This window comes from Mesorhizobium sp. GW821-FHT07A06, from assembly GCF_059419085.1.
In genome coordinates, this window is sequence record NZ_JBWKRC010000005.1 from 138,826 (window position 1) to 165,582 (window position 26,757).

Annotated in this window: 19 protein-coding genes and 1 pseudogene; 10 read left to right on the forward strand and 10 right to left on the reverse strand. The window is 64.3% G+C overall.

From position 1 onward, the window contains the following. Positions 1-78 precede the first annotated feature (78 nt). Positions 79-1,908 (forward strand): translational GTPase TypA, encoded by a 1,830-nt coding sequence (typA, locus tag AC07SZ_RS17775; protein ID WP_056575012.1) that lies wholly within the window; start codon positions 79-81, stop codon positions 1,906-1,908. Between the two features lie 60 nt (positions 1,909-1,968). Here typA and AC07SZ_RS17780 read toward each other — a convergent pair whose 3' ends face one another. Continuing rightward, positions 1,969-2,595 (reverse strand): DUF1062 domain-containing protein, encoded by a 627-nt coding sequence (locus AC07SZ_RS17780; protein WP_056575016.1) that lies wholly within the window; start codon positions 2,593-2,595, stop codon positions 1,969-1,971. Positions 2,596-2,994: 399 nt separating this feature from the next. On the opposite strand from AC07SZ_RS17780, the gene AC07SZ_RS17785 reads away from it, so the two are divergent. Next, positions 2,995-3,609: a LysE family translocator gene (locus tag AC07SZ_RS17785; protein WP_056575019.1), complete on the forward strand. Its 615-nt coding sequence runs from the start codon at positions 2,995-2,997 to the stop codon at positions 3,607-3,609. Positions 3,610-3,618: 9 nt separating this feature from the next. Here the strand turns inward: AC07SZ_RS17785 and AC07SZ_RS17790 are convergent, their stop codons facing one another. Continuing rightward, a complete protein-coding gene (locus AC07SZ_RS17790) occupies positions 3,619-3,945 on the reverse strand; it encodes a YciI family protein (RefSeq protein ID WP_056575027.1) in 327 nt (108 codons plus the stop codon). A gap of 134 nt (positions 3,946-4,079) precedes the next feature. After that, positions 4,080-4,643 carry a peroxidase-related enzyme gene (locus tag AC07SZ_RS17795; RefSeq protein WP_494915273.1) on the reverse strand — a complete coding sequence of 188 codons (564 nt, stop codon included), beginning with the start codon at positions 4,641-4,643 and terminating at the stop codon, positions 4,080-4,082. Positions 4,644-4,779: 136 nt separating this feature from the next. On the opposite strand from AC07SZ_RS17795, the gene AC07SZ_RS17800 reads away from it, so the two are divergent. After that, the gene (locus tag AC07SZ_RS17800; RefSeq protein WP_494915274.1) at positions 4,780-9,570 is read left to right on the forward strand and encodes an NAD-glutamate dehydrogenase; all 4,791 of its coding nucleotides are present in this window, start codon (positions 4,780-4,782) and stop codon (positions 9,568-9,570) included. 180 nt (positions 9,571-9,750) lie between these two features. Further along, positions 9,751-11,127, forward strand: coding sequence for an MFS transporter (locus AC07SZ_RS17805; protein ID WP_494915276.1), 1,377 nt, complete (start codon positions 9,751-9,753; stop codon positions 11,125-11,127). A gap of 37 nt (positions 11,128-11,164) precedes the next feature. Here AC07SZ_RS17805 and purH read toward each other — a convergent pair whose 3' ends face one another. From purH to htpX, 4 genes are all read right to left on the reverse strand, one after another. After that, positions 11,165-12,781 carry a bifunctional phosphoribosylaminoimidazolecarboxamide formyltransferase/IMP cyclohydrolase gene (gene purH / locus AC07SZ_RS17810; RefSeq protein WP_172371847.1) on the reverse strand — a complete coding sequence of 539 codons (1,617 nt, stop codon included), beginning with the start codon at positions 12,779-12,781 and terminating at the stop codon, positions 11,165-11,167. A gap of 122 nt (positions 12,782-12,903) precedes the next feature. Then, the gene (locus AC07SZ_RS17815) at positions 12,904-14,628 is read right to left on the reverse strand and encodes a heparinase II/III family protein (protein WP_172371849.1); all 1,725 of its coding nucleotides are present in this window, start codon (positions 14,626-14,628) and stop codon (positions 12,904-12,906) included. Between the two features lie 148 nt (positions 14,629-14,776). After that, positions 14,777-16,165, reverse strand: a complete 1,389-nt coding sequence (locus AC07SZ_RS17820; RefSeq protein ID WP_494915277.1) for an RsmB/NOP family class I SAM-dependent RNA methyltransferase — start codon at positions 16,163-16,165, stop codon at positions 14,777-14,779. Then, positions 16,162-17,184, reverse strand: coding sequence for a zinc metalloprotease HtpX (gene htpX, locus AC07SZ_RS17825; protein WP_494915278.1), 1,023 nt, complete (start codon positions 17,182-17,184; stop codon positions 16,162-16,164). The genes AC07SZ_RS17820 and htpX overlap by 4 nt, the downstream gene beginning before the upstream one ends. Positions 17,185-17,286: 102 nt before the next feature. Between htpX and AC07SZ_RS17830 the strand changes: the two genes are divergently transcribed. Continuing rightward, on the forward strand, positions 17,287-17,508 hold the full coding sequence (locus AC07SZ_RS17830) for a DUF1674 domain-containing protein (RefSeq protein WP_056575042.1): 222 nt from the start codon (positions 17,287-17,289) through the stop codon (positions 17,506-17,508). 155 nt (positions 17,509-17,663) lie between these two features. Here AC07SZ_RS17830 and AC07SZ_RS17835 read toward each other — a convergent pair whose 3' ends face one another. Next, positions 17,664-18,329 (reverse strand): HAD-IA family hydrolase, encoded by a 666-nt coding sequence (locus AC07SZ_RS17835; RefSeq protein WP_056575045.1) that lies wholly within the window; start codon positions 18,327-18,329, stop codon positions 17,664-17,666. 167 nt (positions 18,330-18,496) lie between these two features. On the opposite strand from AC07SZ_RS17835, the gene AC07SZ_RS17840 reads away from it, so the two are divergent. From AC07SZ_RS17840 to AC07SZ_RS17850, 3 genes and pseudogenes are all read left to right on the forward strand, one after another. After that, entirely contained in the window at positions 18,497-19,366 is an 870-nt protein-coding gene (locus AC07SZ_RS17840; RefSeq protein WP_494915280.1) for a transglutaminase-like domain-containing protein, read from the forward strand. Positions 19,367-19,745: 379 nt separating this feature from the next. After that, entirely contained in the window at positions 19,746-21,224 is a 1,479-nt protein-coding gene (locus AC07SZ_RS17845) for a TadE/TadG family type IV pilus assembly protein (RefSeq protein WP_494915281.1), read from the forward strand. Positions 21,225-21,596: 372 nt separating this feature from the next. Next, positions 21,597-22,860 (forward strand): annotated as a pseudogene (locus AC07SZ_RS17850) (class I SAM-dependent methyltransferase). On the opposite strand, the gene AC07SZ_RS17855 reads toward AC07SZ_RS17850, so the two are convergent. Both AC07SZ_RS17855 and acs read right to left on the reverse strand, forming a co-directional pair. After that, complete coding sequence (locus AC07SZ_RS17855; protein ID WP_056575073.1) at positions 22,861-23,610, reverse strand: MOSC domain-containing protein; 750 nt, start codon at positions 23,608-23,610, stop codon at positions 22,861-22,863. Then, positions 23,610-25,565, reverse strand: a complete 1,956-nt coding sequence (gene acs / locus AC07SZ_RS17860; RefSeq protein WP_494915282.1) for an acetate--CoA ligase — start codon at positions 25,563-25,565, stop codon at positions 23,610-23,612. The genes AC07SZ_RS17855 and acs overlap by 1 nt, the downstream gene beginning before the upstream one ends. Positions 25,566-25,868: 303 nt before the next feature. Here acs and AC07SZ_RS17865 point away from each other — a divergent pair, with 303 nt between their 5' ends. Together AC07SZ_RS17865 and AC07SZ_RS17870 are read left to right on the forward strand one after the other, a co-directional pair. Then, positions 25,869-26,141: an usg protein gene (locus AC07SZ_RS17865; protein ID WP_056575079.1), complete on the forward strand. Its 273-nt coding sequence runs from the start codon at positions 25,869-25,871 to the stop codon at positions 26,139-26,141. A 126-nt stretch (positions 26,142-26,267) separates the two neighbouring features. After that, the gene (locus tag AC07SZ_RS17870) at positions 26,268-26,660 is read left to right on the forward strand and encodes a DoxX family protein (RefSeq protein ID WP_494915284.1); all 393 of its coding nucleotides are present in this window, start codon (positions 26,268-26,270) and stop codon (positions 26,658-26,660) included. The last annotated feature ends 97 nt before the right edge of the window (positions 26,661-26,757 follow it).

Here is a 26,757-nt window from a genome sequence, read left to right on the forward strand (position 1 = left end):
AAAAACCCTGTATGAGCCGCGCAACCGAAAGAGGCGGCGCCTTTGGCCTGCTGCCTGCAACGCTCCCGAGACCAGAACATGAAACTCCGTAATATCGCGATTATCGCGCACGTCGACCATGGAAAGACAACCCTTGTCGACCAGCTTTTGAAGCAGTCCGGCTCCTTCCGCGACAATCAGCGCGTCGCCGAGCGCGCCATGGATTCCAACGACCTCGAAAAGGAACGCGGCATCACCATCCTGGCCAAGGCGACCTCGGTCGACTGGAAGGATACCCGCATCAACATCGTCGACACCCCCGGCCACGCCGATTTCGGCGGCGAGGTCGAGCGCATCCTGTCGATGGTGGATTCGGCCATCGTGCTGGTCGATGCCGCCGAGGGTCCGATGCCGCAGACCAAGTTCGTCGTCGGCAAGGCGCTGAAGGTCGGGCTGAAGCCGATCGTCGTCATCAACAAGATCGACCGCCCGGACGCTCGTCATGTCGAAGTGGTCAACGAGGTGTTCGACCTGTTCGCCGCGCTCGACGCCACCGACGAGCAGCTCGACTTCCCGATCCTCTATGGTTCGGGCCGTGATGGCTGGGTTTCGGAAAATCCGGAAGGCCCGAAGGACCAGCAGCTGGCGCCGCTGTTCGACCTCATCGTCAAGCATGTGCCGGCGCCGACCGTTCATCCCGGCCCGTTCCGCATGATCGGCACCATCCTGGAGGCCAACCCCTTCCTCGGCCGCATCATCACCGGCCGCATTGAATCCGGCACGCTGAAGGCCAACCAGGCGGTCAAGGTGCTGCACCATGACGGCACCCAGATCGAAACCGGCCGCATCTCGAAGATCCTGGCTTTCCGCGGCCTCGAGCGCCAGCCGATCGAGGAAGCCCAGGCGGGCGACATCGTCGCCATCGCGGGCCTGTCGAAGGGCACCGTCGCCGACACGTTCTGCGACCTGGCGGTTACCGAGGCGCTGCATGCGCAGCCGATCGATCCGCCGACCGTGACCATGTCGTTCCTCGTCAATGACAGCCCGCTCGCCGGAACCGAAGGCGACAAGGTGACCAGCCGCGTCATCCGCGACCGCCTGCTGCGCGAGGCCGAAGGCAATGTCGCGCTCAAGATCGAGGAATCGCCCGACAAGGATTCGTTCTTCGTCTCCGGCCGTGGCGAATTGCAGCTCGCCGTGCTGATCGAGACCATGCGCCGCGAAGGCTTCGAGATCGCCGTGTCGCGTCCGCGCGTCGTCATGCAGAAGGGCGAGAACGGCGAATTGCTGGAGCCGGTCGAGGAAGTCGTCATCGACGTCGACGAGGAGCATGCCGGCGTCGTCGTGCAGAAGATGTCGGAGCGCAAGGCCGAGATGGTCGAGTTGCGCCCGTCGGGCGGCAATCGCCAGCGCATCGTGTTCCACGCGCCGACGCGCGGCCTGATCGGCTACCAGTCGGAACTGTTGACCGATACGCGCGGCACCGCCGTGATGAACCGGCTGTTCCATGCCTACGAGCCCTACAAGGGCGAATTGCCAGGCCGCACCAACGGCGTGCTGATCTCCAACGAGCAGGGCGAATCGGTCGCCTACGCCATGTGGAACCTGGAAGACCGCGGCCCTATGGTCATCGACCCGGGCGTCAAGGTCTATCAGGGCATGATCATCGGCATCCACTCCCGCGACAACGACCTCGAAGTGAACGTTCTGAAGGGCAAGAAGCTGACCAACATCCGTGCCGCCGGCAAGGATGAGGCGGTCAAGCTCACCCCGCCGATCCGCATGACGCTCGAACGCGCGCTGGCCTGGATCCAGGACGACGAGCTGGTCGAGGTGACGCCGAAGACCATCCGCCTGCGCAAGCTCTATCTCGATCCGAACGAGCGCAAGCGCTTCGAGAAGTCGGCCAAGGCGGTCGGCGCGGCGTAAATTTTTCTCCAGACGATTTCTGAGAGGGGCGGAGCATCACATGCTCCGCCCCTCTCTCGTTCATCCGCCGGCCGCGCTGATGATCGCTTCGTGGTCCGGCTCGCCGGCCAGGTCGACGCGGATCGTCATTCCCTGGCGGGCCGGCTTGCGCAAGGCCTTGGCTCCGTCCGGATCGATGACCAGCAGGCGCCGCTCCTCCAGCGCCTGAAGCCGCGAGCGCGAAATGCCGAGCTCATTGGCGAGCAGACGATCGAGCCGGAGCGATGTCGGCATTTCCAGCCCGAGCCGCAGTTCCAGGATCGCCGGGCTTTCCCTGGTATCGCCGAGCAACCGCTTGCGGACGGCGACATCGGCAAACTCCTCGACACGCCCCACCCGGTTGCGCAAGGCGACGATGTCGAAGGCATGGCGCCGCGCCAGCCCCGGGTCGTTGCTTTCGAGTGCCTGCAGCAGTGCGGGTTCGATGTCGCGGCGGTTGCAGCGTTCGAAAATGCCGAAATTCCAGGAATTGTCGCAATCGACGCAGCGGTAGATCAGCCACACGTCGATGCGCTTGCCATTGGCGTTGACGCGGAATTTGCCGCTGCAGCGATAGGCCTTCACGCCGCCGCAGCGATTGCAGTTGATGAGCGGTTGAGGTGCGATTGCGGGCGTGATCGCCCAGTGGATACGTACAGCGGAAGACATGCCGATAAGCCCTTCCCGTCGGGAAGTTCATCAGGTCGGCAATGTCGAGATGCCCATGCGGGCGCGGCGTGGCGGTAGGCTGCGGAGATGGTGAAGTCAGGTGTCGCCGGCGGAAAGCGCGCGACAGCGGTTCAGCAGTGCCAAACCGGTCTCGAACCGCCGCCCAGAAGAACACATGAACATGAAACAGGCACCACGGATGCGGTGCCATGCGAGTGTGTCGGGGGAGTTGACGAGACCGGCGGTTACTGAGGCAAAGTGAAGCTCGAAATTGTTTCGCGGCGGCTCTTCTAGCGGCGTGACGCCGCGCCGACAAGCGTCTTTTTCGTCGGTGCTACCGCAGGTCGACCGCATGCGCTAGTGTCAGGCTTAAGAGCTTGTCAGACAGAGATATTGGCCATGCATCTTACCTCGTTGCTGATTTTCGCCGCCGCCTTGTTCGTCGCCGCCGGTTCGCCCGGTCCGTCGATCGCCGCACTCGTGGCGCGTGTCATCGCGAAGGGCTTTCGCGACGTGTTTCCGTTCCTGCTCGCCATGTGGATCGGCGAGGGCATCTGGCTGTCGCTGGCGGTGTTCGGGCTGGCCGTGGTGGCACAGACCTTTCACTTCGCCTTTGTCGTGGTGAAATGGGCCGGTGTCGCCTATCTCGCTTACCTAGCCTGGAAGATGTGGACGGCGCCCGTCGACGCGAAAGAGGGCGAGATGCCGCGCGAGGATTCGCCGGCGAAGCTGTTTTTCGCGGGCATGGCGGTGACGCTCGGCAACCCCAAGATCATGATGTTCTACCTGGCGCTGCTGCCGACCATCATCGACCTGGCATCGGTCAGCATTGTCGGCTGGGTTGAGTTGACGGCGACCATGGCGGTGGTCCTGATCGCCATCGACCTTGCCTGGGTGCTTGCCGCATCGCAGGCGCGCAAGCTCCTGAAGAGCAAGCGCGCCATGAAGATCGCCAACCGCGTCAGCGCCACCACGATGGCCGGTGCCGCCGCGGCGATCGCGGCACGATCCTGAGGCGAGGCGTCAGCCCATCATATTGATGATGGGGGCGATCTCGACATTGCAGTTCGGCATGGCCAGCATCGGGCAGCCCTTGGCCTTCTCGGCGGCATCGTCGATATCCCTGGCCTCGATGATCGAGTAGCCGCCGGTCGGGTTGCTGCCGCCATTGTTTTCTATCTTGCCACCCGGCATGACGGTCTTCGACATGCCGACCGGATTGCCAGGGTCGACAACAGCCGAACCAAGCTTTCCAAACCAGCCTGTCCAGGCGTCGGTCATCGCCTTTCGCTCGGCTTCGCTCGTCGGCATCTTGCCGGAGCCGTGATAGACATAGAGAAACTTCGCCATGTTCTCCTCCCTTGATGAGCGGCATCGAACCGGCACGCGGTCATGCCGCCTGCCGATCATCGGACCAAACCGGCAAACAAGCAACGAGAATGAGGGTCGTCTAATATAAGGCCTAGTTGGGCTCCTGCCGTCGTTCACCGTGCCATGGCGTGGTATTCGTCGTTCGGCCGCATGTCGATCGCCGCAGCCACGCGGTTCGACATGTTGAAGAAGGCTGAAGTCGAGGCGATGTCCCAGATGTCGCGGTCGCTGAAGCCGGCCTGGCGCAAAGCCGCCCGATCGGCCTCGAGGATTTTTGCCGGCTCCTCGGTCAGCTTGACCGCGAATTCGAGCATGGCGGTCTGCCTCGGCGAAAGAGCGGCGGCGCGGAAATTCATCACCATCATCTCGCCGAGCGCCGGGTCGCCGGACAGCTGGCGCACCGCCGCGCCATGCGCGGTCAGGCAGTAATAGCAATGGTTGATCGAGGAGACCGCGACCGCGATCATCTCGCGCTCCAGCTTCGACAGGCCCGAATCACCCAGCATCAGATCGTTGTACATGTCGGTGAAGGCGCGCAGCTTCTTGTCGTCGAAGGCGTAGGCCTTGAGCACGTTCGGAACCAGGCCGAGCTTCTCCTCGCATTTGGCGAAATAGGCCTTTGTCGGTTCGCTCAGTTCCCTTGAATCGAGATCAAGCGCGGTGATCTTGCCGGTCATGGTCATTTTCTCCTCTTCGGGCGCGGCCTTGCCGCGGAATTCGGATAATTCTCGGCAAGCCGTCAAACCTTTGTCGCCAAACAGCGGTCATCTGCTACGATAGTCGTAAAAGCATTCGACGGGAGGCAATAGCGTCATGGCCAGCGTGAAATCCGCAGCGAAGCCGAAGAAAAAAACCACATCAGCGACAAAAACCGAGGAAAGGCCTGCCCGGCTCGCCGATTACCTGCTCGCGCGCGCGCCCGCCGAAGACATCGCCGCCTATGACGTGGCCGACCTCGAACGCGCCGCCGACCTCGCCGGCCAGGCGGTCGCCAGGCACAAGAAGGGCGCGTGCGTTGTTGCCGTCGAGGCCGATTCGGGCGTCGTTCGCGAAGGCCGGCCGGTGACGGTCATTACCGTCGTCAACGACAACATGCCGTTCCTGTTCGATTCCATCCTCGGCGAGGTTACCGAGACGTCGGGTGAGCCGACATTGGTCACCCACCCGGTCATCACCGTGCGTCACGGCAAGCGCGGTGTCGAGGAAATCCTGGGGGACGGCAATTTCGCCAAGGACGACGGCAATCACGACCGGCTGAGCGTCATCCACGTCCATATCCCGCGGCTGACGGCGGACGCGGCAAACGCCTTGACCGAGCGGTTGCGCAAGATGCTTGGCCAGGTCCACGCCGCCGTCAACGACTGGAAGCCGATGCTGGCCCGGCTCGACCAGGCGATCTCCGAGTTTCGCTATTCGCCGGTGCCGCTCGACAAGAAGAGCGTGGCCGAGGCGATCGCCTTCCTGGAATGGCTGCGCGACGACAATTTTACTTTCCTCGGCATGCGCGAGTTCAAATACACCGGCGGCGAGGAAAGCGGCAATCTGGAGCGCGCCGACAAGCCCGGCCTCGGCATCCTCAGCGATCCCGACGTGCTGGTGCTGAGGCGCGGCACCGAAGCGGTGACGACAACGCCCGAGATTCGCGCCTTCCTGCATGGGCCGGAGCCGCTGATCGTCACCAAGGCCAATGCCAAGTCTTCCGTGCACCGGCGCATCTATCTCGATTACATCGGCGTCAAGACCTACACGGCCAAGGGCGTGTTGTCGGGTGAACTGCGCATCGTCGGCCTGTTCACCTCGACCGCCTACACGCGGTCGGTGATGAAGATCCCGTATCTCCGGTCAAAGGCCGAGACCATCATCGCCAAGTCCGGCTTCGACCGGCATGACCACTCCGGCAAGGCGCTGATCAACGTGCTGGAAAGCTATCCGCGCGACGAACTGTTCCAGGTGCCGGTGCCGATCCTGCGCAAGCACGCCGCGGCCATTCTGGGGCTGATCGAGCGGCCGCGCGTTCGGGCGCTGGTGCGCGCCGACCAGTTCGACCGCTTCGTCTCGATTCTCGTCTTCGTGCCGCGCGACCGCTACGACAGCGTCGTGCGCGAGAAGATCGGCGCCTATCTCAAGACCGTGTTCGAGGGCCGGCTGTCGGCCTATTACCCGGCCTTCCCCGAAGGCGGGCTGGCGCGCGTGCACTTCATCATCGGCCGCTCAGGCGGCAAGACGCCGAAAGTCGAGCAGGCGACGATCGAGGCGGCGATCCGCGACATCGTGCGCACCTGGGAGGATGCCCTTTCCGACGCGGCGGACGCCGATGGCGGCGACCAGGCGTTGAAGGCCATCGCCGCAAGGCTGCCGGAAAGTTATCGCGACTCCTTCAGCGCGGCGGTGGCGCTGGTCGATGCCGGGCGCATCGCCAGGATCAGCGCCGACAATCCGATCGCCATCGACTACTACCGCCATGCCGAGCAGAAGCCGCATCAGGCGGCGCTGAAGATCTATCACCATGGCAGCCCGGTGGCGCTGTCGCGGCGGGTGCCGGTGCTGGAAAACATCGGCTTCCGCGTCATCAGCGAGCGCACCTTCGAGGTCGGCGACGACCAGTCCGGCTTGGTCTTCATCCACGACATGGAGCTGGAGAACAGCTACGGCAAGCCGATCGACCTTACCGATGGCGGCGCGCTGTTCGAGGATGCGTTCCTGTCGGTGTGGCGCGGCGATGTCGACAATGACGGTTATAACGGCCTCGCCCAGACAGCCGGCCTGTGGTCCGGTGAAATCACCATCCTGCGCGCCTATGGCCGCTATCTGCAGCAGGTCGGCATTCCGCAAAGCCAGGATTTCATCGCTGCCGCCCTCAATCGGTATCCCGAGATCGCGCGCGGCCTGCATGCGCTGTTCATTGCCCGGCTTGGCCCCACGGCCGAGGGCGAAGGGGTGGTGGCGGCAAAGCATCTCAAGGCCAAGATCAAGGATGCGCTGGAGGATGTGCCCAACATCGATGACGACACCATCATCCGCCGCTATCTCAACCTGATCGAAGCCTCGCTGCGCACCAATCATTTCGTTGCCGATACGAAGCAGAAAGGCCAGTCCCTGGCGATCAAGCTCGAGTCGCAGGCGGTCGAAGGGCTACCGGCGCCACGGCCGTGGCGCGAGATCTTCGTCTACGGGTCGGAGGTCGAGGGCCTGCACCTGCGCTTTGGCCCGGTGGCGCGTGGCGGCCTGCGCTGGTCGGACCGTGCCCAGGACTATCGCACCGAGGTGCTCGGCCTGGTCAAGGCGCAACAGGTCAAGAATGCCGTCATCGTGCCGGTGGGCGCCAAGGGCGGTTTCTTCCCCAAGCGCCTGCCGGCGGGCGGCAGCCGCGACGCGATCTTCGAGGCGGGCACCTCCGCCTACAAGAATTTCGTCTCCAGCCTGCTGTCGATCACCGACAATATCGGGCTGGACGGTGTCATTCCGCCAGCGGGTGTCGTGCGCCGCGACCAGGACGACCCCTATTTCGTCGTCGCCGCCGACAAGGGCACGGCGACCTTCTCCGACACCGCCAACGCCATCTCCGAGAAGCACGGCTTCTGGCTCGACGATGCCTTCGCCAGCGGCGGCTCGGCGGGCTATGACCACAAGAAGATGGGCATCACCGCCAAGGGTGCCTGGGAAGCGGTCAAGCGGCATTTCCGCGAGATGAACCGCGACATCCAGACATCGCCTTTCACCGCCGTCGGTGTCGGCGACATGTCGGGCGACGTGTTCGGCAACGGCATGCTTCTGTCCCCGAAAACCAGGCTGATCGCCGCCTTCGATCACCGCGATATCTTCATCGACCCCGATCCGGACATGGCGGCCTCGATGGCCGAGCGCGAGCGCATGTTCGCGCTGCCGCGCTCGAGCTGGCAGGACTATGACAAGAGCAAGCTGTCGGAAGGCGGTATCATCGTCTCGCGCAATCAGAAGTCGATCACCTTGCCGGCCGCGGCGGCGGCGGCAATCGGCCTCGGCAAGACGACCGCCACGCCGGTCGAGATCATGACCGCCATCCTGAAGGCGCCGGTCGATCTCCTGTGGTTCGGCGGCATCGGCACCTACTTGAGGGCATCCACCGAAACCAACGCCGAGGTCGGCGACCGCGCCAACGACGCCATCCGCATCACGGCGCTCGACGTGCGTGCCAAGGTGATCGGGGAGGGCGCCAATCTCGGCGTCACGCAGCGGGCGCGCATCGAGTTCGGCATGAATGGCGGCCGCTGCAATTCCGACGCCATCGACAATTCGGGCGGCGTCAACTGCTCCGATGTCGAGGTCAACATCAAGATCGCGCTGGCGTCGGCCATGCGCAAGGGATCGCTGACGCGCCCTGCACGCAACAAGCTGCTGGCCGAGATGACCGAAGAGGTCGGCGGGCTGGTGCTGTCCAACAACTATCAGCAGACGCTGGCGCTTTCGATCGCCCGCAAGCGCGGCCTCGCCGACATCGCGCACCAGGCCCGGTTCATGACGGCGCTCGAAGCGCGCGGCCTGCTCGACCGTGCCGTGGAAACACTGCCGTCACCGGCGGCCCTTGCCGAGCGCGAAGCACGTGGCGAGCCGCTGACCAGGGCCGAGCTCGGCGTGCTGCTCGCCTATGCCAAGATCGTGCTGTTCTCCGACATCGTCGCTAGCGACGTGCCCGACGACGCGCATTTCGACCGCGATCTGATGGGCTATTTCCCGGACCGGATGGCGAAGAAATACGCGGCCGAGATACATGGCCACCGACTGCGCCGCGAAATCATCGCCCGCGTCGTCGCCAACGACCTCGTCAATCGCGGCGGCCCTTCCTTCGTCAACCGGTTGCAGGAGGCCACGGGGCGCACCGCCGCCGACGTGGTGCGCACTTTCGCCGTGGTGCGTGACGGCTTTGCGCTGCCGGTGCTCTATCGCGAGATCGACGCGCTCGACAACCAGATCGACGGCCAGGTGCAGCTCGATCTCTACCAGATGGTCAGCCGGCTGATCTACGTGACCAGCGGCTGGTATCTCAAGAACGATACCGGCATGGCACCCCTTGGCCAGCGCATCGCGGAGCTGCAGGAGGCGCGCAGGGCGCTGGAGTCGAAGCTCGTTTCGCTGCTGCCGGCGTTTTCGCGCGAACGCATCGAGGAGAAACGGCACGGGCTGTTCAAGGCCGGCGCGCCTGAGCGGCTGGCCGAACAGCTGGCGCTGAGCGAGGTGGCGGAACTCGTCCCCGACATCGCGCTGACCGCGCGGATGGCAAATGCCGACATCGTCGCCGCGGCAAGGGCGTTCTTTGCCGTCAGCGATGCCTTCCGGATTCCCCGCGTCGAGGATGCCGCGCGCTCGATCACACCTTCGGACTACTATGATCAGCTTGCGCTTTCGCGCGCTACCGACACGATTGGTGCGGCGCGTCGCGGCATTGCGGTCGCGGCACTCACCGGTCATGCCAAGGCGGGGGATCCGGTCGCTGCATGGCTGGAAGCCGGCGGCGAACGCGTGGCGCGCATACGCGAGCGGCTGCAGGCGCTGACCGAGGGCGGCGACATCACCGTGTCGCGGCTGTCGGTCGCGTCAGGGCTGATGAGCGACCTGACGGGGATGTGAGCAGGTTCGTTTCGCAAGCTGGCGCCGCCCCTCATCCGGCTGCCGCCACCTTCTCCCCGTATAGTGACGGGGAGAAATGCCCGGCAGGGCAATGAGGGGCGGCGCGACGCTTGTCATTTGCATGAGCATCGGAAAAAATGCAGACATGGCGCCCGACGCGGGCGGGCCAAAGGAATCATCATGGCGGTAGAGACTGTGCAGCGTGCGTCCGGACGCGGCATCTGGGGATGGATGTTCTTCGACTGGGCGGCGCAGCCGTTCTTCACGGTCGTCACCACCTTCATCTTCGGCCCCTATTTCGTTTCGCGCATGGCTGGCGATCCCAACACCGGCCAGGCGGTCTGGGGCTACGGCATCGCGGCGGCCGGGCTGGTCATTGCCGTGCTGTCGCCGGTCCTCGGCTCGATCGCCGACCAGACCGGTCCGCGCAAGCCATGGATCGCTTTCTTCGCCGCGATCAAGATCACCAGTCTCGCCTTGCTCTGGTTCGCCGCGCCGGGCTCGAACCTGTTCCTGATCGTGGCGCTGTTTTCGCTGGCATCGGTGGCGGCGGAATTCTCCACCGTGTTCAACGATTCGATGATGCCGCGGCTGGTGCCGAAGAGCGAGATCGGCCGCATCTCCAACACCGCCTGGGGCCTCGGCTATCTCGGCGGCATGATCGCGCTGATCTTCGTCGTCACCTGTCTCGCCGGCTCGCCGGAGACCGGCAAGACGATCATCGGCATCAACCCGCTTTTCGGGCTCGACCCGAAGCTTGGCGAGGATGCGCGCGCCACCGGGCCGCTGTCGGCCGGCTGGTACTTCCTGTTCATCCTGCCGATGTTCTTCTTCACGCCGGATGCCATCAAGGGCATTCCGATCGGGCCAGCGGTGCGTGAAGGCCTGTCGGAGCTGAAATCGACGCTGGCCGAGGTACGCAAGCGCGGCGGCATCTTCCGCTTCCTCGTCGCCCGCATGATCTACCAGGACGGCGTCAACGCCTTGCTGGCGCTTGGCGGCACCTTCGCGGCGGGCATGTTCCACTGGTCGATCACCGAGATCGGCATGTTCGGCATCATCCTCAATGTCGTCGCCATCTTCGGCTGCTGGATTGCGGCCCGGCTCGACACCGCGCTCGGCTCCAAGGCGGTGGTGATGATTTCACTGGTCATGCTGTCCGTCGCCACCATCGGTGTCGTCTCGACCGGTCCTGGCTTCACCTTGCTCGGCCTGATCCAGCTCCCGACCACCGACTCAGGTGGCCTGTTCGGCACGGCCGCCGAAAAGGCCTACATCATGTATGGCCTGCTGATCGGGCTGGCCTTCGGTCCGGTGCAGGCGTCGTCGCGTTCCTACATGGCGCGCAGCGTCACGGCGGCGGAATCCGGCCGCTATTTCGGCATCTACGCACTGGCCGGACGAGCGACCAGTTTCCTGGCGCCGTTCCTGGTGGCGACCATCACCGCGCTGAGCGACTCGGCGCGGCTTGGCATGGCGGTGATCATCCTGTTCCTCGGCATCGGCATGGCGATACTGGTTCGCACGCCATATCCGGCGGACCGGCCGGCGGAATAGCGCTTTACCCTCCCCGCCGAGGGGAGGGTAAACGCGCTCAGTGCCTGAAATGCCTGACCCCTGTGAACACCATGGCGATGCCATGTTCATCGGCCGCGGCGATGACGTCGTCATCGCGCATCGAGCCACCCGGCTGGATCACCGCCGTGGCGCCGGCTTCGATCGCCGAGAGCAGGCCGTCGGCGAAGGGGAAGAACGCGTCGGAGGCGACCACCGAGCCCTTGGTCAGCGGTTCGGCCGAGCCTGCCGCCTCGGCCGCGTCGAGCGCCTTGCGGGCGGCGATGCGTGAGGAATCGACCCGGCTCATCTGGCCGGCGCCGATGCCGACGGTGGCGCCGTCCTTGGCATAGACGATGGCATTCGACTTGACGTGCTTGGCGACGCGGAAGGCAAATTTGAGGTCGGCCATTTCGGCCGGCGTCGGTGCCCGCTTCGTCACCACCTTCAGCTCGAGGTCGTCGACCACGGCATTGTCCCGACCCTGAACGAGCAGGCCGCCGGAGACGGACTTGACCGTCGTGCCGGGCGAGCGCGGGTCGGGCAGGCCGCCGGTGACCAGCAGGCGCAGGTTCTTCTTCGCCGCGACGATCGCCGCCGCTTCGTCGGTGGCGTCGGGCGCGATGATCACTTCGGTGAAGGTTTTCACGATTTCCTCCGCCGCCTCGGCGTCGAGGGTGCGGTTCACGGCGACGATGCCGCCGAAGGCAGAGACCGGATCGCAGGCAAGCGCCTTGGCATAGGCTGCCTTCAGCGAGGCGGCCTCGGCGACGCCGCAAGGGTTGGCGTGCTTGATGATGGCGACAGCGGCGGAGCGGGCCGGATCGAACTCGCCGGCGAGTTCGAAGGCGGCGTCGGTGTCGTTGATGTTGTTGTAGGACAGCTGCTTGCCCTGCAGCTGTCGTGCCGTGGCGACGCCGGGACGCTTGTCGCCATTGACATAGAAGCCGGCGCCCTGGTGCGGGTTTTCGCCGTAGCGCATCACCTCGGCCAGCCTGCCGCCGAAGGCGCGCCAGGTCGGATGCTCGATCTCCAGCGCCTCGGCGAACCAGCCGGAAATCGCCGCGTCATAGCTGGCGGTGCGGGCAAAGGCCTTGGCCGCCAGCTTCTTGCGAAAATCCAGCGACAGCGAGCCGATGTTCATCTCCAGCGCGTTGAGCACCGAAGCGTAATCGCCGGGATCTGTGACGATGGCGACATAGGCATGGTTCTTGGCCGAGGCGCGGATCATCGCCGGGCCGCCAATGTCGATGTTCTCGACGATCGCGGCGTAGTCGGCGCCGGAGCGGCGGACTTCCTCGAAGGGATAGAGATTGGAGACGACGAGGTCGATCGGCTCGATGCCGTATTTGCGCATAGCCATGGCGTGCTCGGGGTCGTCGCGCACGCCAAGCAGCGCGCCATGCACCGACGGGTGCAAGGTCTTGACGCGGCCGTCCATGATCTCGGGAAACCCGGTGAGCTCGGAGACGTCGCGCACCGCCATGCCGGCTTCGGCGATCGCCTTGGCGGTGCCGCCGGTCGAGACCAGCTCGACACCGGCCGCCGCCAATGCCCTGGCGAAGTCGATGAGGCCAGTCTTGTCGAAAACCGAAAGCAGGGCGCGGCGCACGGGGACGAGGTCCGGGGCGGGAATGTTCTTGGCGGCGACGGCCATGGCTGGCGGCCTTTCACGGCTGGAGGGGCAAGCCCGCGCCGTAGCACATGACATCAGGAAATCAAGCGGCAAGCCAGCGCCGCGCACTTTTCGGCGTCACGCTCCAGCGGCGGCCGGCACGATCAATTGTTTTCCGGATAGCCGGCGATGCTGGTGCGCGTCAGCTGCCAGTGGACTTCGGACACCTCGGAGGCCTTGAACGCAAGCACGATCTGCCGGCTGCGGCGCGGGCCGCCAAGACCGGCGAAATAGATCGATTCCTCGACCTCCGGCACCACTTCGCTTGACGTGAACACCCAGCTGTCGGCCTGGTCGGCGGTCAGTACCAGGCGGTCGTGCTCGTCCTGCAGCAGATTGATGTCGGGATGGACATGGAAGCGCACGGTGATGAAGTCGCGGCCATTGTTGCGGATCGAGGCATTGCCGGGCTTCTGGAACCGGTCCCTGCCGGCCAGTACATTGCCGTTCGTCGACAGTTTCAGCTCACGCTCGTGCAGGAAGCCGAACCGCTGGATATAGCCGTCGTGGCGGGCGATGAAGCCCTGGACGCCCTTCTGGTCGATGCGCTTGCACGGCACATGCTGCGGGCCGCCGATCAGCGGCGAACCGAGCAGGTCGTTGACGCGCAACGAATGGCTGAAGCGAGCCGACGAGGTATCGTTGATGGTGGCGGTCGAGTGCGCGGCCGTGGCGCGCGCCAGCGGCCGGAATTCGGCGGCGCCATAGGTATCGATGCCGGCATTGACGATATAATGCTGGCGGCCGGACGACAGTTCGAAGGCGAGACAGCCCGCGTGCGCGGCGTTGGAGACGTCGACCGGCGGCGGCAGGCCGGTGTCGGCAATGACCGTGACGCCGCCCATCGACAGCCGCTCATAGCCCGAATGCGGCGCGTGCAGCAGGGGTGCGCCGGCGGTGTCGTCATGGCGCAGGATGGTGGCGATGCGGTCATGGATGGTGGCGCCCATGCCGTTGAAGCGCGCGAGGCTGCCATCCTGGTGGCGGAAGAAGCGCAGCGCCGGCAGCATGCGGTCGATGGCGCCGATCAGTGCCTGCGGCGGGGTTTCGGCCTGGTTGGCGTAGGTCTGGCGCAGCGGCAAAAGGTCGGCGAGGATTTCCAGCACCGCCATCGGATTGCGCGAGATATGGCCGCCATCGGCGAGGATCTGGCGGTTGAGCTCCTCGGCGAGGTTGCGGGTTGCGCCGCGCAGCGCCGAAGCCGGCGCCGGCAGCGAAAGAGCGGCGAAGGCGAGCGCGATGCGGGCGCGCAGCCGGTCCTTGCCGTCGGGCATTTCGCGCGCCATCGACCTGAGATAGCGGATCTGGACGGCCAGCGATTTCAGGAAAGCGCGGTAGAAGGGAAATTCGGCTCCCTGCAGCACGACGGAGGAATGCTGCAGCCAGGCGATGATGCGCTTGGCCGTGGTGCCGGGCTCCCAGGCGACACCGGCAATGTTGTTGCCATGCATGGCGATCCAGTCGGACACCAGGGCACGCGCATTGGCGGCGGCAAGCTCGGTACCGGCGGCGCGCATGTGGCGCAGCCAGCGAAACCCATGCAGCGTCTTCTGCCAGCCGCGGTTGGGCACGTTGATCTGGAAAGGCGATTTGCCGCCGGTTTCGACCAGATGCCCCGACAAGGGATAACGGCCGTAATAGATCTCAAGCGCGATCTGCGGGTCGGCGAGGCGCAGGTCCGGTGGCGCGATCAGGACGCGTTCGGGCGTGCGGCCGGAATAGCGCCAGCGATAAATGGGCCCGGCACGCAGGCGCCGGCGCGTTTTGCGCCAGAACTCCTTCGCGACCAGCGTCCACAGACGCGTCGTGTTGCCGGCAGCAAGTGCCAAAAGCCCTCCTGGTCGTCCTCTACCCCGGCACCAAGTTTACATGATTGAACGACTCGTGCGAAGGCGAATTCCTGGGATCGGGACCGTTTCACCGGGTTTTGTCCCATCCCTTCCCTAAAAAAGTCAGCAAATCCGGATGCTTACATATTCAGCCAGCGCGCCGCATGCGGGCTGCGAAGAAGCCATCCAGGCCGGAGCGCTCCGGCGCGCCGAGATCGAGGTCGGCTGGCGTGGTGCGCAGCGTGCCTTGTTTCGTCAGGAACGAATCGATGCTGGCGATCTCGCCCTGATGCAGCGGATCGTCGACGACATCAGGCGATCGCTTGAGGAAAGCGCGATAAAGATCCTCGCCTTCGAGCGGGTCGAGCGAACAGTTGGAAAAGACGATCCTGCCACCGGGCTTAACCAGGGTGACGGCGCGGGTGAGCAGCCTGCGTTGCAGGTCGGCGAGCTTTTCGACATCGGCCATGGTCTTGGTCCACGGCACGTCGGGGTGTCGGCGCACCGTGCCGGTCGACGAACAGGGCGCGTCGAGGAGCACAGCGTCGAATAGCTCCGCCGGCTCGTATTCGAGCAGGTCGGCCTGGACGATGTCGGCCGTGAGGCCGAGGCGATCGAGATTCTGCGCCAGCCGCGCCAGCCGGTTCTTCGAGGTGTCGACGGCGGTGACCCTGGCGCCGGCCAGGATCAACTGGGCGGTCTTGCCGCCGGGCGCCGCGCAGAGATCGGCCACACGCAATCCCCTGGCATCGCCGAACAGTTTTGCCGGCAGACTGGCCGCCGCGTCCTGTACCCACCAGGCGCCTTCGGCGAAACCCGGCAGGTCGGTGACCGCGCCGACAAGGTTTTCCACGCGCACCGTGCCGGTCGGCAGCACGATCCCACCAAGCCTTTCGGCCCACAGTTCGGGATCGGCCTTGACCGAGAAATCGACGGGCGCCTCATGGCGATGCGCCGCCAGGATCTGTCGGGTCTTGTCCGCGCCATAAGCGGCCTGCAGGCGGTCGGAAAACCATTTCGGCGCTTCGTCCGTGGCGGCAAGGGCGGCCGGCAGTTCGGTTTCCTTGGCTCTAGCCAGCGTGCGCAGCACGCCATTGACCAGGCCGGAAAAACGCTGCGTGCGCGGATCGGACTTGGCGTGGGTGACCGCGAGGTCGACGGCGGCGCTGTCGGGAATGTCGAGGAACAGGATCTGTGCCGCCGCCACATGCAGTATGTGCGACAAAGCGGTGGCATTGGGCGGCAGCGGCTTTTCCAGGCGCCTTGCCAGCAACCCGGTGATGGTCATGCGGTAGCGCAGCGCGGTGACCAGGATGGCGCGCACCAGGCCACGGTCACGCAGGTCGAGCGCCCTGTATTGCGGATGGCCGTTTTCGTGGTCGGTCAAGCCGTCGAGCGGCGTCCTTGCGTCGATGACGGCGGCAAGCAGCCGTGCCGCCGCCTTGCGGGCGGCTAGACCGGCGACGAATTCGCCGCCGTCCTTGTGGTCCTGATCGCCTGAGCCTGTGCGCCGAGGTGTTCTGCCTGCCACGCTCACGACCACCGGCCTTTGGGCCCGGTCGGGTTGCGACCCCATGGATTCGGTTTCGGCCTGGCCGGTTCAGCCGGCGGTTCGGCAGCGGCCGGCCTGCCCCAGGGGCCGGCCGACTGCTGTTCGTCGGCTGGCGATGGAACCGGCGCCTGACGCTGGGTGGTGCGTACCGCACCGTCGCTCATCCCGCGCGCCATCTCCTGCAACGCGGCGATGCGGTTCTCGGTGCTCGGGTGGGTGGAGAACAGATTGTCCATGCGCTCGCCATGCAGGGGATTGATGATGAAGAGATGCGCCATCGCCGGATTGCGCTCCGCATCGGGGTTGGGAATGCGTTCGGCGCCGCGGGCGATCTTGTCAAGCGCGGATGCCAGCCAGAGCGGGTGTCCACAGATTTCGGCGCCGCGCCGGTCGGCCTCGTATTCGCGTGTGCGGCTGACCGCCATCTGCACGATCATGGCGGCGAAGGGCGCCACGATCATCGCCGCCAGCACACCGACAAAGCCGAACGGGTTGTTGTTGTCGCGATTGCCGCCGAGGAAAAACGCGAAATTGCCCAGCATCGAGATGGCGCCGGCAAAGGTGGCGACGATGGTCATGGTCAGCGTGTCGCGGTGCTGGACATGGGCGAGCTCGTGCGCCATGACCGCCGCGACCTCCTCATGGGTCAGTCGCTGCAACAGGCCGGTCGAGGCGGCGACCGCCGCGTTCTGCGGATTGCGGCCGGTGGCGAAGGCGTTCGGCTGCGGATTGTCGATCAGATAGGTCCTGGGCATCGGCAGCCCGGCCTGCTTGGCCAGCGCCTGGACGATGGCGTAATATTCCGGTGCGTTCTTCTCGTCGACCTCGACGGCACGGTTCATCGACAGCACCATCTTGTCGGCGTTCCAGTAGCTGAACAGATTGGTGCCGGCGGCGATCAGCAGCGCGATCATCATGCCGCCCGAACCGCCGATCAGGAAGCCGACGCCCATGAACAGAGCCGTCATCGCGGCAAGAAGCATGGCGGTGCGGATAGTGTTCATCGTCTGCTCCTGTCGTGATGGCAAAAAGAGGTCGATCGTCCTGGGTTCATGGCTATATGATGGGAAAGACCTGCCGCTGTTTCAATCCGCGGGGAATATCGCATGACCGACGAAACCAGTAAAACGCCCGCCGAAACCGATGGCGACGCCTTGCCGAAGGAGCTGACGCCGGCCGCACGGCGGGCACTGGCCGAGGCCGAGGCCCGGCGCACCGAATATCGCGAGAAAGAAGCCGCCCTGCCGAAGGAGATCGGCGGCCGTGGCGGCAAGGAACCTGGCCGCTATGGCGACTGGGAGGTCAAGGGCCTGACCAGCGACTTCTAGGGTGCGTTGATATTCAGGTGAGGCCGACCTGCAAACGGCGGCTTCCTGCGCTTCCGGTGCTCACGTACCCAAAAGTACGCTCCGCTCCGGTTCTCGGAAGCCTCCATTTTCGGCTCGGCCTGACCTGAATCCCAACACACCCTGGCCAGTGCTGCTTAGGCGGCGTTGCGCTGCCGCTCAAGCGCCAGCCAGCCGCGCTCGTCGATCGTGATGCCGATATCGTCGTAGCCGGCGATGGCTGCATGGTGCGTCGGCGACGGATGCGCGTGGGTGGCGCTGATCACCATGACCGCGGCTTGCGCGGCCTCGGCTGCCGAGATGCCGGCCGGAGCATCCTCGAACACCAGGCAGTCGCGCGCATCGACGCCGAGCCGTTCCGCTCCCAGCCGGAAGCAATCGGGCGCCGGCTTGCCGCGGGAAACGTCTTCCGCGGCGACGAGGACGGCGGGAACCGGAATGCCGGCGGCCTTCATGCGCGCCAGCGCCAAGGAACGTGGGGCCGAGGTTACGATCGCCCAGCTTGCGCTCGGCAACGCATTGAGAAACGCCACGGCGCCGGGGATCTGGACAATGCCATCCAGATCGTCGGCCTCGGCCTTCAGCAACAGGTCGGCCTCATGCGCCGGATCGACGCCTGGAAGGGCGAGGTTCGTGATGGTCTCGATCGCCCGCACGCCATGGATCGTCGGCAGGAAGGCGGCGACGTCAAGACCATGGCGGCGTGCCCAATCGCTCCACACCCGCTCCGCCGAGGCGATGGAATTGATGAGGGTGCCGTCCATGTCGAAGAGGAAGGCGGCGAATTTTCTGCCAGAAAACATGATTTTCCTTGAAGTCCGGGGGAGCGTGTCGAGGGAGGGCCCAACCGTAACGTCAAGCCACCGACATGGAAAGGCGCGAGGCGTATTTTGGGGCGGTGCAGGGAACCACCGCCACATTGCGACGTTTCAACGACATTGCTTTCCATGACGATCGAAGGGGACGTGCGATGCTGATCCGGCTCGGCTACGAAATCGCTATTGAATGCGCCGAGGCCACTCCCGTGATTTCGCTGCTGGAGATACACAAGGACAGGCAAGCCGACATCAAGCGACAGACGCGCGTGCTGACCTCGCCTGCGGTGCCGACCAGGCTCTATCACGACCTGCATGGCAATGGCTGCCGCCGCTTCACCGCGCCTGCCGGTACGTTTCGCATCCTCTATGACGCGGTCGTCGAGGACAGCGGCGAGACGGACGAAGTCAACACGCTGGCCAGGGAAGTGCCGGTGGCCGAGTTGCCCGACGAGGTGCTGGGTTATCTCCTCGGCAGCCGCTACTGCGAGACAGATCACCTCAGCAGCCTCGCCTGGCAACTGTTCGGTCATCTTCCGCCCGGCTGGGCGCGAGTGCAGGCGATCGTCGATTATGTCCACAACCGGCTGTCGTTCGGCTACGGCTACGCGCGTTCGACCCGCACGGCGGCGCAGGCGAATGAGGAACGGGTCGGGGTCTGCCGTGACTTCGCCCATCTGGCGATCACGCTTTGCCGCTGCATGAACATTCCGGCGCGTTATGTGAACGGCTATCTCGGTGACATCGGCGTGCCGATCGATCCGGCGCCGATGGATTTCTCGGCCTGGATGGAGGTGTTCCTCGACGGCAAGTGGTACACGTTCGATCCACGCCACAACCGGCCCAGGACCGGCCGCGTCGTCATCGCGCGCGGGCGCGACGCCACCGATGTGCCTTTGCTGCACAGCTTCGGCCCACACCGGCTCACCCTGTTCAAGGTGTGGACCTACGAACAGGAAGGCAAGCTGTTCAATCCGCCCCATCACGGCGTCGACAGGACGGTCAGCGCACAGATGCTGGCTTGAGCCGCATCGATATCCAGGCGATGCCGGCCTGCAAACGGCCTGATCTTGAATCTCAACGCAGCTCGGTTCTCTGCCGCATCATTTCTGTCCGCAATTATCGGGACAGTGATCCGCTTCGGTACAGAAGGGCTGTGCCGCAACAGGACGGCGCCGACCACGGCGTGGTTGCTTTGATCCGGGCATGGTAAGCGGTCCGTAAACACCACCGAAGTCGCGCGATCCTATTTACCGATCGTTCACCTTTATAAGGATCGAAATCCAATAAAAACAACAGGTTGAGACCGGCCAATCCGCTCCGGGGCATAATTGGAGCCGTCCGGCTGGAATCCTGCATTGCCCTCATCGCGGCGACGAGGCCGAGGCATGCGGAGGTTGTTGGATGCGAAATTACGGGGGTCTTGTCCACGCGGTCGGCGGGTTCGCCAGACATAGGGGTGGAAATTTCACGGTCCTGTTCGGCTTTGCTGCCTCGGTCCTGGCGCTGGCCGCCGGCTTCTCGGTCAACGTCGCGCAGCTCTACAATGCCAGATCGAGCCTGCAGGGCGTGGTCGACGCCGCGGTGACGTCAACGGCGCGCGACCTGACGACCGGCGCCATCAAGGAAGCCGATGCCGACAAGGCAGTGCAAGCCTTTCTCGACGCCAACAGCATGGCCGGCATCCTGTCGGCCGACCAGGTCGTGCTGGACAGGCTCACCGTCAACCCGACGGCCAGAACCGTGCAGGCGGATGTGCATGTCGATGTCAGCCTATATTTTCCGTTGTTCGGCATCAGTGACATGCGGCGCGTCGCCGCCTCCACCACAGCACTTTATTCGGACAAGCAGGTCGAGGTCGCCATGATGCTCGACATAACGGGATCGATGGCGAAACGAGGCAATGTCGACAAGATCGGCGATCTGAAAGCAGCCGCGAAGAACGCCGTCCAGACGATGCTCCAGAACCAGGATCCGAAGAACCCCCGCATCCGCGTCGCGATCGTGCCTTACGCATCCGGCGTAAACGTCGGCAAGCTGGCGGAAAACGTCTACGCCGAGAAGCAGGCGAGCTCTGATCTGCCGCCGGTCGCCGGCAGTTCGCTTCTCGTCGCAAAGACGGGCAAGACGACATTGCCGTCCTTCGGCGACTACAAATCCATTGTTGGCGCGGCAATGCCGAAGACCGACAATTGCGCGACGGAGAGGAAGGACAAGAACGGCAATGCGGATTTGAGTGCCGACGGCCCGGACACGGTTCGCACCGACAAGACCGGCAAGAACTACTATGCCCTGGTCAACCGGGATGATCATCTGGGTGGCGGGAGCATGAACAGATGCCCTGACGCGGAAGTGATCCCGCTGACGGCTGATTCCGGCGCATTGCTTGATTCGATCGGGGCCTTCCGGGCCGGTGGTTATACGGCCGGCGCGATCGCCATCCAGTGGACCTATTACATGCTGTCGCCGCAATGGCGGGCTGCGATCAAGAGTGCCGGTCTCGGCAACGGCGCCTCGGATGCCAATGCAAAGAAAATTGCCAAGGTCGCGATCCTGATGACCGATGGCCAGTTCAATACCGCCTTCGCCGGAGCCGGGGGGAACTACAACGGCCAGGGCAACCTTGCACGTGGCAACGCCGAGGCCCTGTGCGGCAACATGAAAAATGATGGCATCGAGATTTTCACCATTGGCTTCGATCTGAACGACAAGGACATGTCGCCAACCGAGCGGGACCAGGCAAAGGCGGTGCTGAAAGGCTGTTCGTCGAAAGACGCTTCCGCCGCGGACAGGCATTATTTCGAGGTGTCCACCGGAGCGGAATTGGACGCCGCCTTCCAGGAAATCATCCGCAACACCGAGAAGGTCGCACTGACCCAGTAATCCGCAAAAGGAAAAGGCCGCCGCTTCTTTCGAAGCCGGCGGCCTTCCGTGTTTCCGTCCATGGCGCGGCCTGTGGCGGCAACCCCTTCGGGTTACCTGCCGCGCATCTCGCGCCTTAACGGGAAGACTGCTTCCCGAAAGTGCAATCCGCTGAGGCCACGTTCTGGAAAACGAAATCACTCGACATCGGATCACCTCCTTTCGATTTGTTGAACACATGCTCATGATGGGGTGCGTTGCAGCAAATGACAAGGTGCCATGCTGAAAAAGGCGCCTGCCGGAAAATCCCGCCCGGGCAGATCCGCGTGCTTCGGCTTGCGATCCACGTCCCGAACGGACAAGATTGTGAGATCGGGCCGCGGGGGAACGAGCATGGATGCCACCGAAAGAGCCGCGCGCATCGTTCGAACGGTAATCGAGGCCCTGAAGCCGGGCTTTGCCGTCCGCCTGTGGACCGGAGAACGGATCGGTCCCGCCGAGGGACCGGTGCTTGCCATCAACGATCAGGACATTGTCTGGCAGTTGGCCCGCCGGCCCAATTTCTCGACGCTGCTGGAGATGTGGATTTCCCGGACGATCGACGTCGAGGACGGCTCGCTGTTCGATCTCTACGCCTTGCCTTCGAAGGGAAAGCTGAGGTTGAAGGCATTGCCGAAGCTGGCGATCCTGCGCGACCTGCCCGCGGTCCTGTTCTCGCGACGGCAAATGACGAAACGGGCCGACCTGACCGGCCGCAATCCCTTCGTCAGCGGTTCCAACAAGCAGGCGATCGAACACCACTACGATATTTCGAACGCATTCTACCGGCTCTTCCTCGACGAGCGCATGGTCTACACCTGCGCCTATTTCACCGATTTCGCCAATGGGATCGATCAGGCACAGAAGGACAAGCTCGACCATATCTGCCGCAAGCTCCGGCTGAAGCCGGGCGACCGTCTGCTCGACATCGGATGCGGCTTGGGGGGCGATGCTGATCCATGCCGCGAAGCACTATGGCGCCATCGGCCATGGTGTCTCGCTGTCCGAGGAACAGACCCGGCTGGCGCGCGAACGCATCCGCGCAGAAGGGCTGGAGGACAAGATCACCATCGACATCAAGTCCTATACCGAACTCGACGGCAGCTATGACAAGATATCGTCGATCGGCATGTTCGAGGCCGTCGGTCTCGCCAACCACGCAACTTACTTCTCAACCGTCCATCGGCTGTTGAAGCCGGGCGGCATCTACCTGCACCACGCCATCACACGCCGCGGCAAGGGCGGAACGCGGAAGACGCTGCGCAAGGGCGCGGAATACAAGGCGCTGATCAAATACATCTTCCCCGGCGGCGAGGTCGACACGATCGGCATGACAACAGGCAATCTCGAGGCGCACGGCTTTCTCGTCGCCGATGTCGAGAATCTGCGTGAGCACTATGCCCGCACCTGCAGGCTGTGGGCCGAGCGCCTGCATGCCCGTTTCGACGAAGCGATCGCCGAGGTCGGGGAGCCCAAGGCGCGGCTATGGCTGCTTTACCTGACCGGCTGTTCGATCACCTTCGATCGCGGCTCGGCGCAGATATTCCAGACCGTCGCCACCAAGCGCGCGCGGGGGCCGAGCGGCCTGCCGCCGACGCGGGCGGATTTATATCGGTAGCTACAGGAAGCGCATCGCGTCGCCGACCTTGATGCCGGCCGGCCGATCCACCGTGCAGTAGACGCCGAGATTGTGGGCGTTGTGGCGAACCAGGTTGCGAAGGATCGCCGGATCGTTGTCGAAGCCGTCCTGGGCGATGATGGTGAAGCCGCAGCGGCGGCATGGTTCGGAAATCGTCAGGAGCAGGTCGCCGATCGCGAGCTTGCGGCCGATCCATTCCGTTTCGGGAAACGAGCCTTCCATCGCCGCCATGTCGACGACGATGTTGGGGCGGAAGCGGCGCGCGTCGGCCGCCCCATCCGGATGCAGCGCCTTCAGCCGCGCAAGCGAAGCCGTGGTCAAGAGGTGGATCGGCGCCTTGGTGTAACGCGCCTGCGTGACCGGACCGGCATAGGCCGGTGGTGCATTCTCCCGGCTGAATGGTCGGATCGAGGCGGCAAAGCCGAGATAGGCCGATACGGCGCCGTCGCATTCGGTGCCTGGCGCGGCCAGCCAGTCGCCGTCAGGGACGGCGACCTCCAGGTCGCGATCATTGGCCAGCCGGGTTCGGATGCGCGGCACTTTGTGCCATTTCGCGTCGCGGTCCGGCCGGGCGATCTCGTTGTCCGAGGTATCGACGAGGCCGAACATGCGGTCGCCCGCCATGCCCGCCGGTCCGACCATGATGGCGTCCCGGCGCTCGCCGGCGAGCGAACTTGCCGGATAGCGCCAGAGCTGGCTGACCGAGCCCAATGCGGCGTCTTCCCGCATCAGCCCTTCTTGTTCTGCCGGTTGGCAACGAGGTCGTCGACGACCGCCGGGTCGGCCAGCGTCGAGGTGTCGCCAAGCGCGGCAAAATCGTCCTCGGCGATCTTGCGCAGGATGCGGCGCATGATCTTGCCAGATCGCGTCTTGGGCAGGCCCGGCGCGAACTGGATCTTGTCCGGCGAAGCGATGGCGCCGATCTCCTTGCGGACATGGGCGATAAGTTCCTTGCGCAGGTCCTCGGTCGGCTCTTGCCCTTTCATCAAGGTAACGTAGCTGTAGATGCCCTGGCCCTTGATGTCGTGCGGGTAGCCGACGACCGCGGCCTCGGAAACCTTCTCATGGCTGACCAGCGCCGATTCGACTTCGGCCGTGCCCATGCGGTGGCCGGAGACATTGATGACGTCGTCAACGCGGCCGGTGATCCAGTAGTAGCCGTCGGCGTCGCGGCGGCAGCCGTCGCCGGTGAAGTACTTGCCCTTGTAGGTCGAGAAATAGGTCTGCACGAAGCGGTCGTGATCACCATAGACGGTGCGCATCTGGCCCGGCCACGAATCGGTGATGCAGAGATTGCCGTCCGCGGCTCCTTCCAGCACCTTGCCTTCGCCGTCGACCAGCTGCGGCTTGACGCCGAAGAAAGGCCTTGTCGCCGAGCCTGGCTTGAGGTCGGTGGCGCCAGGCAGCGGGGTGATCAGAATGCCGCCGGTCTCGGTCTGCCACCAGGTGTCGACGATCGGCACCTTGGCATTGCCGACGACGTTGAAATACCACTCCCAGGCTTCCGGATTGATCGGCTCGCCGACCGAACCGAGAACGCGCAGCGACTTGCGCGAGGTCTTCTTCACCGGGTCGTTGCCGGCCCCCATCAGCGCGCGCAGCGCCGTCGGCGCGGTGTAGAAGATGTTGACCTTGTGCTTGTCGATGACTTCCCAGAAGCGCGACTGCGACGGGTAGTTGGGCACGCCTTCGAACATCAGCGTGGTGGCGCCGTTGGCGAGCGGGCCATAGACGATGTAGCTGTGGCCGGTGACCCAGCCGACATCGGCGGTGCACCAGTAGATGTCGCCATCATGGTAGTCGAAGACATATTGGTGCGTCATCGATACGTAGACGAGATAGCCGGCCGTGGTGTGCAGCACGCCCTTCGGCTTTCCGGTCGAGCCGGACGTGTAGAGGATGAACAGCGGATCCTCCGCCTTCATCTTCTCGGGCTTGCACTCGGCCTTCACCGACGCGACTTCGTCATGGTACCAGACATCACGGCCAGGCGCCCAGCCGATCTTGCCGCCGGTGCGGCGCACGACGACAACGTTCTTCACCATCACATGGTGTCTGGCGGCAATGTCGATCGCCTTGTCGGTGTTCTCCTTCAGCGGGATCGGCTTGCCGCCGCGCAAGCCCTCGTCGGCGGTGATGACGAAGGTCGATTCGCAGTCGACGATGCGGCCGGCCAGCGCGTCCGGCGAGAAGCCGCCGAAGACGATCGAATGGATGGCGCCGATGCGTGTGCAGGCCAGCATCGCATAGGCGGCTTCCGGGATCATCGGCATGTAGATGGTGACGCGGTCGCCTTTCTTGACGCCGTGCTTCTTCATCACATTGGCGAGCCGGCAGACATGTTCGTACAGCTCGTTGTAGGTGATCTTCTTGTCGTCGTAGGGATTGTCGCCTTCCCAGATGATGGCGGTCTGGTCGCCGCGCTTCTTCAGGTGGCGGTCGATGCAATTGTACGAGACGTTGGTCAGCCCGTCCTCGAACCACTTGATCGAGACCTTGCCGTCGAAGGAGGTGTTCTTGACCTTGCTGAAGGGCTTGAACCAGTCGATGCGCTTGCCGTGCTTGCCCCAGAATTTGTCCGGGTTCTTGATGCTGTCGGCATACCATTTCAGGTAGGTGTCATTGTCGATCAGCGCATTCTTCTTCCACGCCGGCTGGACGCGATGGACATGAACCTCGGACATTCCTGATCTTCCTCCCGAACCAATCCGCCGGCTTGAAACGCCGGCGGGATCGCGGCGACGCAGCCGCGAATTCGGCGGCATTATTACCAGTTCCGCCGTAACGGCAATATTAGACGTTGGATTCGCGCGGCGGGATGCCGCAGGGAGCCCCGTACGCGCTGTCAGCACTCGAACCGGTTCGCTGCTAACTGTATGTTTTCGCATCGAAAAGCCTGTTTCGATCAGGAAAAATCAATAGACAGTTAAGCAACGGCGCGCACAATCTGACGTTGGGAGGAAAGGAGACTCAACCTGGGGACCGCCATGCGCGACCATTCCGAAATGGACCTGATGCTCAAGGGCTATGGCTTGACCACGGCCAAGATTCTTTATCACTTTCCCGACCATCCCCATCTCCTGCAGAGCTTCATCTGGCAGGACTACGACCTGGCGCCGCAGTTTCCGGTATTGATCCGCTTCATCGAATTCTGGAGGGCGAAGCTCGACGGGCCGCTGCATTCGGTCGTCTACACGCACCAGAAGCTGATCGCGCCGAATGAATGGCGCAAGGTGGACGGGGAGTTCGTGCTGCACTGAGCGCGACCGCAGACGGTCTGTTTCCATTCTCATGCGGCGACAGCAACGCGGCGGTCGTCTATTGTTCGCTGGCGGCGCGGCAAGGCAGGGTGCCCCAAGGCGGCGTCCGCGATCGGGAGAACGGACATGACCGCTTTCGACTATGCCGCGCTGCTGCTTCGGGTCAGCGTCGGCGGCCTGTTTCTTGCCCATGCCTATTTGAAATACGCCGTCTTCACGCCGAAAGGCACAACCGACTATTTCCAGTCGCTCGGCGTGCCCGGCTATTTCGGCTTGATCGCCATTGCCGCCGAAACGGCCGGCGGGCTTGGCCTGATCTTCGCCGTCGCCACGCGGCTGGCGGCCATCCTGCTCATTCCGCTGATGCTGGGCACGATCGTGCTCGTCCACGGCAAGAATGGTTTCTGGTTCACCAATGCGGGCGGCGGCTGGGAATATCCGGCGTTGTGGATCGTCTGCCTGGTCGTCATCGCCCTCATCGGCAGCGGCCACGCGGCACTCTGGCCGATCTGGGGATAGGGCGTTCCGGGTCCTGGGGGGGGGGGGGGGGGGGGGGGAGGGGGGGGGGGGGGGGGGAGAGGGGGGGGGGGGGGGGGGGAGGGGGGGGGGGGGGAGG

Coding starts and splice junctions, on each gene's coding strand:
- AC07SZ_RS17845 (WP_494915281.1), top strand. CDS start 19,746: ATGCGAAATTACGGGGGTCTTGTCCACGCGGTCGGCGGGTTCGCCAGA.
- acs (WP_494915282.1), bottom strand. CDS start 25,565: ATGTCCGAGGTTCATGTCCATCGCGTCCAGCCGGCGTGGAAGAAGAAT.
- AC07SZ_RS17795 (WP_494915273.1), bottom strand. CDS start 4,643: ATGACCGGCAAGATCACCGCGCTTGATCTCGATTCAAGGGAACTGAGC.
- AC07SZ_RS17865 (WP_056575079.1), top strand. CDS start 25,869: ATGCGCGACCATTCCGAAATGGACCTGATGCTCAAGGGCTATGGCTTG.
- htpX (WP_494915278.1), bottom strand. CDS start 17,184: ATGAACACTATCCGCACCGCCATGCTTCTTGCCGCGATGACGGCTCTG.
- AC07SZ_RS17830 (WP_056575042.1), top strand. CDS start 17,287: ATGACCGACGAAACCAGTAAAACGCCCGCCGAAACCGATGGCGACGCC.
- AC07SZ_RS17805 (WP_494915276.1), top strand. CDS start 9,751: ATGGCGGTAGAGACTGTGCAGCGTGCGTCCGGACGCGGCATCTGGGGA.
- AC07SZ_RS17785 (WP_056575019.1), top strand. CDS start 2,995: ATGCATCTTACCTCGTTGCTGATTTTCGCCGCCGCCTTGTTCGTCGCC.
- purH (WP_172371847.1), bottom strand. CDS start 12,781: ATGGCCGTCGCCGCCAAGAACATTCCCGCCCCGGACCTCGTCCCCGTG.
- typA (WP_056575012.1), top strand. CDS start 79: ATGAAACTCCGTAATATCGCGATTATCGCGCACGTCGACCATGGAAAG.
- AC07SZ_RS17870 (WP_494915284.1), top strand. CDS start 26,268: ATGACCGCTTTCGACTATGCCGCGCTGCTGCTTCGGGTCAGCGTCGGC.
- AC07SZ_RS17800 (WP_494915274.1), top strand. CDS start 4,780: ATGGCCAGCGTGAAATCCGCAGCGAAGCCGAAGAAAAAAACCACATCA.
- AC07SZ_RS17790 (WP_056575027.1), bottom strand. CDS start 3,945: ATGGCGAAGTTTCTCTATGTCTATCACGGCTCCGGCAAGATGCCGACG.
- AC07SZ_RS17855 (WP_056575073.1), bottom strand. CDS start 23,610: ATGCGGGAAGACGCCGCATTGGGCTCGGTCAGCCAGCTCTGGCGCTAT.
- AC07SZ_RS17840 (WP_494915280.1), top strand. CDS start 18,497: ATGCTGATCCGGCTCGGCTACGAAATCGCTATTGAATGCGCCGAGGCC.
- AC07SZ_RS17780 (WP_056575016.1), bottom strand. CDS start 2,595: ATGTCTTCCGCTGTACGTATCCACTGGGCGATCACGCCCGCAATCGCA.
- AC07SZ_RS17835 (WP_056575045.1), bottom strand. CDS start 18,329: ATGTTTTCTGGCAGAAAATTCGCCGCCTTCCTCTTCGACATGGACGGC.